The 10,371-nt window shown below is 47.5% G+C and carries 9 protein-coding genes and 1 tRNA gene; 3 read left to right on the top strand and 7 right to left on the bottom strand.

Annotation, left to right across the window (positions count from 1 at the left end; genetic code table 11):
* Positions 1-444 (top strand): hypothetical protein (locus ATHL_RS05805; RefSeq protein WP_236822335.1); only part of this gene is annotated, 444 nt, incomplete at its 5' end.
* A gap of 348 nt (positions 445-792) precedes the next feature.
* Here ATHL_RS05805 and ATHL_RS05800 read toward each other — a convergent pair.
* The 5 genes from ATHL_RS05800 to ATHL_RS05780 form a co-directional block, all read right to left on the bottom strand.
* The gene (locus ATHL_RS05800; protein WP_084001205.1) at positions 793-1,413 is read right to left on the bottom strand and encodes an FmdE family protein; all 621 of its coding nucleotides are present in this window, start codon (positions 1,411-1,413) and stop codon (positions 793-795) included.
* A 30-nt stretch (positions 1,414-1,443) separates the two neighbouring features.
* A complete protein-coding gene (locus ATHL_RS05795) occupies positions 1,444-2,199 on the bottom strand; it encodes a sulfite exporter TauE/SafE family protein (protein ID WP_062190723.1) in 756 nt (251 codons plus the stop codon).
* Positions 2,200-2,226: 27 nt separating this feature from the next.
* Positions 2,227-2,481: a thioredoxin family protein gene (locus ATHL_RS05790; protein WP_062190721.1), complete on the bottom strand. Its 255-nt coding sequence runs from the start codon at positions 2,479-2,481 to the stop codon at positions 2,227-2,229.
* Positions 2,482-2,509: 28 nt separating this feature from the next.
* Positions 2,510-3,511: a permease gene (locus ATHL_RS05785; RefSeq protein WP_420807572.1), complete on the bottom strand. Its 1,002-nt coding sequence runs from the start codon at positions 3,509-3,511 to the stop codon at positions 2,510-2,512.
* Positions 3,512-3,696: 185 nt separating this feature from the next.
* The gene (locus ATHL_RS05780; RefSeq protein WP_236822334.1) at positions 3,697-4,092 is read right to left on the bottom strand and encodes an ArsR/SmtB family transcription factor; all 396 of its coding nucleotides are present in this window, start codon (positions 4,090-4,092) and stop codon (positions 3,697-3,699) included.
* Between the two features lie 451 nt (positions 4,093-4,543).
* Between ATHL_RS05780 and ATHL_RS05775 the strand changes: the two genes are divergently transcribed.
* Together ATHL_RS05775 and ATHL_RS05770 are read left to right on the top strand one after the other, a co-directional pair.
* A complete protein-coding gene (locus ATHL_RS05775; RefSeq protein WP_084001204.1) occupies positions 4,544-5,851 on the top strand; it encodes a GGDEF domain-containing protein in 1,308 nt (435 codons plus the stop codon).
* A gap of 250 nt (positions 5,852-6,101) precedes the next feature.
* On the top strand, positions 6,102-9,212 hold the full coding sequence (locus ATHL_RS05770; RefSeq protein ID WP_162787604.1) for a GAF domain-containing protein: 3,111 nt from the start codon (positions 6,102-6,104) through the stop codon (positions 9,210-9,212).
* A gap of 411 nt (positions 9,213-9,623) precedes the next feature.
* On the opposite strand, the gene ATHL_RS19245 is transcribed toward ATHL_RS05770, so the two are convergent.
* Positions 9,624-9,761 (bottom strand): hypothetical protein, encoded by a 138-nt coding sequence (locus tag ATHL_RS19245; protein ID WP_162787603.1) that lies wholly within the window; start codon positions 9,759-9,761, stop codon positions 9,624-9,626.
* 377 nt (positions 9,762-10,138) lie between these two features.
* A tRNA-Pro gene (locus ATHL_RS05760) sits at positions 10,139-10,213 on the bottom strand.
* Positions 10,214-10,371 lie beyond the last annotated feature (158 nt).

Below are 10,371 nucleotides of genomic sequence, written 5' to 3'. Positions count from 1 at the left end.
GGGTCTCCTTGGGTTTCGACTTCTGTTGTGGTGACAAAAGTTTACTCCCTTTGGAGATCCTCGTCTTATCCCGAATTCACGTTAACATTATGTTGCTTAGCTTTTTCAACTTATAAGTATATTGTGTGGAATGAAAGGGATGAGTGTTTTGCTCGTCTTGCAAAGGAATATAATGTCGATCCAACTTTCATTTCAATCGGCAACGCTGTACAGGAACAATTACAGCCAGAGCTGAAATATGGTATGGGGCAGAGTGAAACTCACTCCGTACTCTCTCGAATTGCTCCAATTCAGACAAAAATCGAGGGCACCACCATCGATGGAGGTATAGATGAGTTGGTATTCATACAAATATGTAAATATCCCGAAAACAGTCTTACATATTTAGTCACATATACAAAAGAAGGAAACTTCCAAGATATAAAACTTGTTTGGGATGATTAGTCATCTACCATCCACAAATAATATGGTATCAAGATTTGCCGTTTGGAGGGGCCACTTGGATAGTGGACCATTTACCCTGGCAGAGCACCTTCGTGGAACCCAGCTTAACGCACCTTTGGCGTGACGAGACTGAGCCGCCAAGATGAAACTACGCTCACGTGGATCTTTGCCCTCAGCATACAACTCATTAAGTGCACATGACCCAGCGTGTCTCGTTTTTCTTTGAAAACGATAGAACTATCTTCAACGGCCATCACGATTTAAAAAGGTGCTCGCCCAAAATGCTGGCTGATGGGAACCCCATCTTCTGATCCAGCGGACTTCATAGAAACCTCTTTTCTTTGTTCGCTACCGTTCAATCCTGACTGTCTTTTCATACCCGGAGCAGGGAATGCACACCGGTTGGCCGTCTTTCATGCGCAGATAGCGATCGAAGACGTATTCACCACAGATGCTGCATTTTGTCTTGTTAAAAGAACCTTTGACTGGAGTGTAGGTAAAGTCAGGTTTCGGTTCCACTTTGAAAATGACTTCATCTGGCTGGTCATAAACCCATTGGATCACTTCTCGCCGCACATCTATCGGAATTTGGGAGGGTTCGATACCCTTCTTGCGGTAAGCGAAGAATTCGAATTCGCCCATGTCGTCGATGAAATCGGGCCGGAGTGAATAACGTACCGCACCCTTCTTGGGATGGTAAAAAGTAGCTGCAAGTTTGCCGTAGAAAGTTTTAGCAATCATTACCTTACCGTAGGTGGCCCCGGTAGCGATCTGCATTCCATCCATCATGCAGGTTTGGGGATGGCCTTCACCCAGTTCAGGGAAGATGAAGAATCCATGATCCGGTTCTTTTTCAGCGCCCAGGTATGCCAGAGCTAGCATCCCCATTCGGTAGCCAATAGGCATGAAGGGACACTCATGACCATGAAACTCAAAAGCCCACTGAGGAGGAATAAATTGAGTTGCCATTTTTTCTTTTCTCCTTTCTGAATGACTGAGTTATTTCAAAAGATCAAAAATCATCTTTGCTGCAATGATAAAAAGTAGCACCCCGATCATTTTCTTAAGCTGTGTACTCGATAATTTCGTTTTCATTAGCTGCGAACCTACCATCGATCCTGCAGCAGCCATTATCGCCATGATCCCCACAAACCATGGGTCTAACCCACTCATTGTGGCATGACCGAGAAAGCCAGACAGCGAGGAAAATACTACCACCAGCGCCGTCGTCCCGGCTGCCACTTTGGCATCCAATCCCAGCCAGTTGAGCACCGGTAAGATAAAGTTCCCGCCGCCCACACCTAACAAACCACCCAGAAATCCAGCCATCGAGCCTACCCCTGCACCTGCACTGATCTCGACCGTACGGCTTAGAACCTTCTCGCGTTTTTTAGGTTTGTAAAACAGCATCATTGTTCCGGCAAAGACCAGGAAAGTTGCGAACATAGCTAAGAGTACGGTTTTGTTCACATACTGCGTCACCAATGCCCCAACAGGTGACAAGATGACCGCGGCAATCAATACAGGCACGCCCACCCGCCAGTTTATCAACCTGCCCCGCCAATAATTGAGGGTTGCGAATAACAGGCTGACGACATTGAGCAATAAAGCGGTTGGTGTGGCTTGGGCCAGCGGTACGCCCAGGTAGTAGAACAACGGCACAAACAAAAAAGCCGCTCCAAGCCCTGCCATGGCTAACAGGCCGGAAAATGCAAAAACCAGAACTGCGCTGATGAGATAGATGGTGATAAACATCTGGAATTCCTCAAATCACCGTATAATTTAGCGCGTGCGCTCACTGTCCATCGTATTTTGGAGCATTTTTTCGATATCTTTTGAACCGCGATGGCCAAGCATGACTACTTTTTCGTTGATCACCAGCGCCGGGGTAGACATCACACCATAAGCTATGATTCGCTCAATATCCTGCACATACTCCACCTCAGCCTTCCAACCCTTATGGGCAAGAATGCGGGTCACATCATTGAGCATGCTACGACACGCAGGGCACCCGGTTCCCAGAATTTTTACATTCATCGTTTTTTCTCCATGAGTTTAATGCGGTTTACAAAACCAGGTTGAATAAGTAACCGGTAATGATGATTGCCATAGCAATCACACCGATAAAGGCTGCAATCAACTGGGGCTTGAGCACCCGGCGCAGAATAATCATCTCCGGCAGGCTGAGTCCTACTACTGACATCATAAAGGCCAGTACCGTGCCCAGGGAAGCGCCTTTTTCCATCAGCGCGCTGACAATCGGAATGACTCCGGCAGCATTGGAATAGAGCGGTACCCCCAGGAGTACCGCCGCTGGCACCGACCACCAGGCTTGCTTACCCATAATTCCTGCTAAAGCGGATTCGGGAACAAATCCATGAATGCTCGCTCCAACTGCGATCCCGACTATCACGTACAGCCACACCTTGCCTACAATTTCCTTGACGGACTCCCAGGCGCGCTGGATGCGCTCCGACCAGGTCAGCTCTTCCCCTTCGATACCACCAGCTACCTGCATCTTCCATACGAAATCCTCTACATAGCGTTCCAGGTTCAGACGTCCGATGACCATCCCGGCCAGAATAGCAATCACCAGCCCGGACGCAATATAAAGGCCGGCGACTTTCCACCCAAATAACCCGAAGAGCATTACTACTGCCACTTCGTTGATGGTTGGTGCGGCGATCAGGAAGGAGAAAGTAATGCCTAATGGAATGCCGCTTTCAACGAAGCCAATAAACAACGGCACCGCAGAACAGGAACAAAATGGGGTGACGATTCCCAGCATGGCGGCCAGCACATTGCCAATCCCCTGGCGTTTGCCTCCCAGCAGGGCACGTGTACGTTCCGGGCTGAAGAAGGTACGGATGATCGAGATCAGGAAAATCATCCCTGAAAGTAGCAGCAAAATCTTTGGAACGTCATAGAGAAAGAAGGCGACCGAATCACCCAGGTGAGATCCTCTTGCCAGGCCAAACGCGCTGTAGGTAATCCAGTTGGCCAGCGGCTGAATCAAGTTATAGGCGATAACCCAGGCGGCAACAGTGACAACCATCCAGGCAAACATTTGCCAACGAGGTTTTTGCGAGATTGCTGTTAAAGATGGATCCATACCACACTCCTATAATATTCAAAAAATAGAATAAGCAACAAAAAAAAATAAAAGCGGTCTATTCAAGCATACCGCCTTTTTACAGATAGAGCCCTGCCTTTACAATGGCTGGCATTTTTATGTCTTGCTTTCAAGACCGTTTATCCTTCCTCATTGGTTACCTGTTGTTCTGTCATACAACGTGGACAGGTACAATGAAAACCAGCCTGATGGACATCAGGCACTTCTATGCCGGTTATCCTTTGTACCACATCCAGCACCTCAAAGATCCGTGGATCGGTAACCCGATAAAAAATATTCCAGCCGTCTCGCCGATCTTGAATAATTCCACTTTCTCGTAATACTGCCAGTTGTTGAGAGATATAAGCCTGCCGCAATCCCAGATATGCTTCCATGTGGCAAACGCATTCCTCACCATCCCGCAAGATTTCCAGGATTGCGATACGGGCAGGATGGGATAATACCTTGAAAATCTGCGCCTGAGCCTCAAAGGGTTGTATTGCTGAAATGGCCGCTGACATAATATTCAAATTCATGAATATCATTATAATCTTGTTTTCTTATATGTCAAGGATAAGTGATGGCTCATGTTTATTTAGCGAACAATGGACTACTCAGGGAAAATAGTTACTGAGCTTTAATGAAAAGATCTTCAAGGTTGTTTTCAGGCTTCAGGACAACACGAAAAACGGGGTGGAAAGCGCTCCAGGTGACCCGGTTTGGCAAATTTCAGCATTATCCGCTTCGATCAAGCGGTTATGGTTTTCCTCTGAGCAACCTCAAACAGAGCGTTTTTCATTCGCTGTCAGCCCCTCTAAAGCTCAGATGAGTAAATGAGACAATCTTACAGGATGAGGTGTCTCTTTTTTTCGCCAGTGACCTTTTGATTCATAACAAACCCGGTATGAAATTGATAGGTAATTGTTATTTTAGATTCGTGAGTTTTTTGTACAATTTTCCTTTGATACCATCACGAAAAGGTATTGAATGACGAATTACATTATCGCTTTTATTAGTTTAAGTACCTCTTTTCTGGCTGCATTCGCGGGCTGGCGTTTTTATACTCGCTTCGGGTATGGTTCACGACAGTGGGGATGGTTACTAATGACTGCCAGTTCTATAAGCCTGGCAATTTCAGAAATATTCGATGCCTATGCAACTTTCCAGAGCGGGAAACTGGCTGAATTTTCTGATTTCTTCGCAATTCTGGCTGAAGCGCTTCTAACCGTCGGCTTTATTCGATTGTTTGATCGAGAACTGGTGCAGGAGAAAATTCATCAGCAAAAATTAGAATCGAACCTTACCAATACGGAAGAATTGTTGTCTGCCACCATACAGATTACTTCCAGCCTTAAGCTGGAAGAGACTCTCCAGGCATTACTCCAACGCGCCATTAAACTGGCAGATGCAGATTTGGCAGCCATTTACTTGAAAGAGAAAATTGGAAAACTTTCAGGTAAATATTATGGGATGCATCAAAATTCCGGGCGAATGATTGAGGGGGAACAGGCCCTGGGAGATATTACCAGGAAAGTGATGGAACAAGGCCAACCTGTCTTGGTCAGAAATCTTCATGAAGATTCAATGGAATCCCCCAAAATCCTTCCCGAAACAATAGCTTCCCTTGGAGGCTTTCCTCTACGAGAGAAAGATGAGGTTTTGGGTGTGTTATTTGTGGGATTCCATGAGAATCATCGTTTCGAAGAAGAACAGCAATACTTACTGACAGGTATCGCCGATCATGGGGCCCTTGCTTTGCGAAACGCCCTACTGTATGAGCAGGTTGAAAAACTTTCCATTACTGACCCGTTGACAGGTCTGGCAAATCGGCGCTATTTCGAGAAGGTTCTTGCAGCTGAAATAATTCGCGCTCGTCGATATGATGATGAATTGTCCCTGATCATTCTGGATGTAGACCATTTCAAAAAGATCAACGATACCTGGGGACATTCCACCGGTGATGCTGTTCTTAAACACCTGGCGGATGTTCTGAGGCATAACCTGCGTTTAACGGATCTCGTCGCACGAGTCGGTGGTGAAGAAATAGCGATCATCTTGCCACATACGAGTGTTAAGCAGGCGGTTCAATTGGCAGAACGAATAAGAAAGAATATTCGAGACCAATCATTCTACTGGGAGGAAAATACCATTCTCGTAACGTGCAGTTTTGGGGTAACCGGCAGTAAGGGCAACTCCTTGCCCGTTGAACCTGAAAAGTTTTACCAGCAGGCCGACGTAGCTTTGTATCAGGCAAAGAACAACGGGCGCAATCGTGTTGTAAAAGTTGTACAATGAATGATAGCCTTTTTATCCTCAAATCGTCTATGTCATGAGAAAAATCCTTGAAGAGTTACGCTTAAACCTGAGGGGGCAAAGGCGCTGGCTGATCCTGTTCATTGGACTGGTGACAGGGCTTTGCCTGAGCTTATTAAACATGGTGGGGGCAAATGTCCTGAATCGCACAGCTGATACTCTTGTAGAAGGAACCATTCTCTGTTTGTTGACCCTTCTGAGCGTCTCGCTCTGGATGGAGCGGAAGGCGCTTATGCTAAGAGAGCAGCGAACGCGAAAATTAGGGGAACTCTCTGCCGCGGTAAATACACCCTATAAAACTGTAGACATCCTGAAATCTGCAATCACAACCCTGGGAACATTGATGGAAATGGATGCAGGTGTAGTTGGTTTGCTGGACAGGGAAGATCAGGTGAACGTCATTGTGCAGGCAGAATATCTGAGGAAGGGAATGCGGAGTTATCTGGGAGAGCGTATTCTGCTTGACCAGGAACATGCACACTGGGCAAAGCCAATTTGGAATGGCAATCTGGTGATCGTAACCAATCTCAACCAAATGGATGCGCCTGTTGATCCTCTTCACCCCTTTAGAAACTCAGGCGTGAATGCAATTCTGGCATTGCCCATTTTTGCGGATGAAAAGCTCTATGGTTTACTTGGGCTCTTTTCCTGTACTCCCCGACGTTTTTCAGAAGATGATGTTCACTTTGCTCGTTCAGCCTCTGCGATTGTAAGCAATGCAGTAGCTAAAGCCGAACGTCTTGCACAGGCAAGGCGTTATGCCGCACATATGGCGGTGGCCGATGCTGTTGCCCAACGTTTGTTAACATCCAACGATATTAAACACCTGCCTCAACAGGTGGTGGATACCCTTAGCCGGTATTACCCTCAATGGAACATCTACGTTTTCCTAAAGCAAGATGATCTTCTTGTGCTGACAGGATCCTATAACGCTTATCACCTGAAAATAGAGAAGGAATATTTTCGCCTTACCCTGGACGAAGGGTTGATAGGTACCGCCTGCCGAGAACGAAAAGTTGTGCTGGCAAATAATGTGCACCTTGACCCTAAATTTGTACCGGGAGATCCATTCTCACCAACCCAGGCTGAAATATGTATTCCCATTCAATCAGGAGAGGAGATTCTGGGGGTGCTTGATCTCCAGAGTGAGCAGGCAGGAGATTTCACTCGTGAGGATGTTGCTATTTTCCAAAACGTGGCGCTGGATATCGGTACAGCGTTAATCAATGCCAGGTTGATGGAAAAAGATCGTCAGCACCACCTGGTCACGGAACGTTTGCAATCCGTAACACAGCGTGCCCTGTCTGCTGAGACGCTTGAAGAAATGCTGCCCGTTGTATGTGCCGCTGTGGTTGAAGCTGTCCATGCGACTCAGGCCAGTATCATGCTCATCGATGCTCAGGGTTATTGTTATCGCTGGGCTGGATATAATTACTCTTTTCCGCTTGAGCCGCACAAGGTTCGAGAAAATGGAATTTCGATGTCTGTAATGCGTTCTGGAAAGGCATGCTTTATTCCTGATGTATCCCAGGCGCAGGATATTGTCAATCCACAGATGATCCAAGAGGGGATTCATGCCTCCGCCTGTTTACCCTTACATGGACGGAATGAAATCCTTGGGGTGCTCTGGATATTATATCAATCTCCGCATTTCTTTGATGCAGGAGAGCAGGCTGTCTTTCAGACCTTTGCAATCCAGGCAGGTTTGATTATTGAACAATATCATCAATTAGAACAAGCACGCCGCCGGTTGTGGGAACTTGAGTCACTTCAGTCACTCAGTATAACCCTGCGAAAAAGCACAGAGGCCCAGAGCATGCTGGAGTCACTTCTGGATACTGCGCTGGCCGTGTTCAACGCCTCTCATGGAAGCATCTTACTTCCTGATCCGAACCAGGAAAATCTGTATTTCGCCGTGGCGCGAGGCTGGGCTCAGAAGGTTTCGGATATGCGTTTACCGGTTAAACGAAGTCTATCCGGGCGTGCCTTTCTTACGAATATGCCTTTTTTGTCGCCCAATCTTTTACAGGAACCCGAATTTTATCCTGATGTGGCTGCACGTATCGGTTCAGGAAACTATGCGGGCATGTTTGCCCCCATACCAAACGAAGAAAGAACCATGGGGGTGATATTTGTGGGATGTGACTTGCCTCGCCAATTCACAAAAGAAGATCTGCACTTGCTGACAACATTCTCAGAAATGGTCGGGACTGCTCTCCGGCGCGAGGCATTCAGAAAGGAGATGCAAACACGACTGGCCCAATTAGAAGCCTTACACCAGATTGACCTGACTATCACCTCCAGCCATGATTTGCAATTCACGTTGGAGGTTTTTCTTGAACAGGTTACTCGTCACCTGGGCGTAGATGCTGCGGATATCTTGCAATGGGACCCTCATTCCAGGAGATATACATTTAAGGCAGGGAGAAACATGTCTGCCTCTCTCAGGGAACGCCTCTTGTCCGATTGGGGAGTTGATTACGCAGCACAGGTTGCCAGTGAACGGCAAATCATTCATATAGATTTTTTGAATGCCGAACCACCTGAAAGCCCCATGAATCCGGGACTGACGAAAAGATTCTGGGCATATATTGGCATTCCCATTATCGCCAAGGGGGAGGTGACCGCAATCTGGGAAATTTTCAACCATACGCCTTTTACAAAAGAACCTTCCTGGTGGAATTTCATGGAAACCCTTGCTGGGCAGGCAGCTATCGCCATAGATAATGCAATCATGTTTGAGAATATACAGCAATCCAATCAGGCGTTAAATTCTGCCTACGAAAAAACCATTGAAGGTTGGTCGCATGCTCTTGATTTGCGGGATAAAGAAACGGAAGGTCATACTTTGAGGGTTACAGAGTTAACCCTTGAGGTAGCTCGTGCAATGGGCATTGGAGAAGAGCAACTGCTGCATATTCGTCGTGGAGCCTTGTTACACGATATTGGTAAAATGGGAGTACCAGACTCCATTTTACTTAAACCCGGACAGCTCAGCGCCGAGGAAAGGGAAATAATGCGAAAGCATCCTACCTTTGCCTATGAAATGCTTTTTCCTATTGAATATTTACGACCCGCTTTAGAGATACCTTACTGCCATCACGAAAAATGGGATGGTACCGGTTACCCGCGTGGATTAAGAGGGGAAGAAATACCGCTGGCTGCTCGGATCTTTTCTGTCATCGATGTCTATGATGCCCTCACCAGTGATCGTCCATATCGAAAAGCGTGGACAAGAGAGAAAACCCTGGAGTATATCAGGAAGCAGGCTGGAAAACATTTTGACCCCGAAGTGGTCCATTTTTTCCTGGAATTGATACATCAGAAAAGGGATTCTCCTTGAGAGAAACAGATCAAGACCTCATTTTTTCTCCTGAAAAATTCCTTTTTAGCGGGTTCTCAACTAGGCAGGTAATCACACAGGAGATCATTGAAATTGTCCCTGTAAACGCAAACTCCACCCACAGCAGTTCGGAAGGCGAGATTTCAACCAGATTGCGCGGAGAGTCACCCTCAAAGACCAGCGTGTGCAAATCTGTGGCCACACCTCCCGTTGCAGATCCTTCCAGGGTCACTTTCTACATCGTCACAGCCATCCAGGATACCTCCCCAATCCATGCCCAGGTCATGCCCTGGGCCTTGAGTGCATTCACCAGCCGTTTATCGGCACTCCATTACTCCGCCCCGTTCTGCTCCGTAAGTATTACCCAATGTGTGTTTTGTCAAACCCCTGTGTGTGCGGGTGTACGCGGAATTACCACCGCTCCACCCACAGATCGCTTTCCGGGTGTCTGGCAAGGGTGGCAAGGTCGGTGGCCATGCCGGGAAAGCGTGGCCGCAGGTAAGCTATGATCCCCGCCCGCCTTTTCGGCGTCAGGGTACACACTGCCACCCGCTGCGGTTAGCACTCCTCTTCAGGGTTGATAATCAGGACAATTGGCAATTCACCCTCTCTATTACCCAGATAGGTTGGGCGTTCCAGCCGGGGGGACTTGCGTCCACCACAGGGGGCACCTCCTCAGCAAACCTGATCGTAATCGTCAGACCGGCTGAGGAGGACAGACAAACAGTATCTGCAACAAAACACCCTGCAGGGATTTGCAGGGTGTCTGTTCATGTGCTTTTTATAGAGTGAACAATCACAACCATCTTGCCTCACCGTGAACGTGCACCAGCACCACTCACGGAATACCCCGGTCAAACCCACAACACCTCGGGACAGAATGTTGTGTTATCCCTCGATGGGAGAACCGCCGACCACAAAAACAGTCGGGGCGGGCGGATTTGAACCGCCGACCTCACGGACCCGAACCGTGCACTCTATCCGGACTGAGCCACGCCCCGAACGTACGCCAATTCTACCCCATAATACGCCATTTTCGCAAGGTATATCCTATTTTGTGTTTGTCCCAAAAATGGTTGGTGAAATTGAAAAAAAGAAGTGGGCGCAGTATTCTCCCTCAAATACCATCGGCAGACTATGCCACCCCTACTCCAGCCAC

Origin of the sequence: Anaerolinea thermolimosa, assembly GCF_001050195.2 — a bacterium.
GTDB lineage: Bacteria > Chloroflexota > Anaerolineae > Anaerolineales > Anaerolineaceae > Anaerolinea > Anaerolinea thermolimosa.
The sequence above is the reverse complement of the archived record's forward strand: the minus strand, read 5'-3'. Positions and strand labels throughout refer to the sequence as shown.

Coding starts and splice junctions, on each gene's coding strand:
- ATHL_RS05780 (WP_236822334.1), bottom strand. CDS start 4,092: ATGAATTTGAATATTATGTCAGCGGCCATTTCAGCAATACAACCCTTT.
- ATHL_RS05800 (WP_084001205.1), bottom strand. CDS start 1,413: ATGGCAACTCAATTTATTCCTCCTCAGTGGGCTTTTGAGTTTCATGGT.
- ATHL_RS05775 (WP_084001204.1), top strand. CDS start 4,544: ATGACGAATTACATTATCGCTTTTATTAGTTTAAGTACCTCTTTTCTG.
- ATHL_RS05795 (WP_062190723.1), bottom strand. CDS start 2,199: ATGTTTATCACCATCTATCTCATCAGCGCAGTTCTGGTTTTTGCATTT.
- ATHL_RS05770 (WP_162787604.1), top strand. CDS start 6,102: ATGCTAAGAGAGCAGCGAACGCGAAAATTAGGGGAACTCTCTGCCGCG.
- ATHL_RS05790 (WP_062190721.1), bottom strand. CDS start 2,481: ATGAATGTAAAAATTCTGGGAACCGGGTGCCCTGCGTGTCGTAGCATG.
- ATHL_RS05785 (WP_420807572.1), bottom strand. CDS start 3,511: ATGTTTGCCTGGATGGTTGTCACTGTTGCCGCCTGGGTTATCGCCTAT.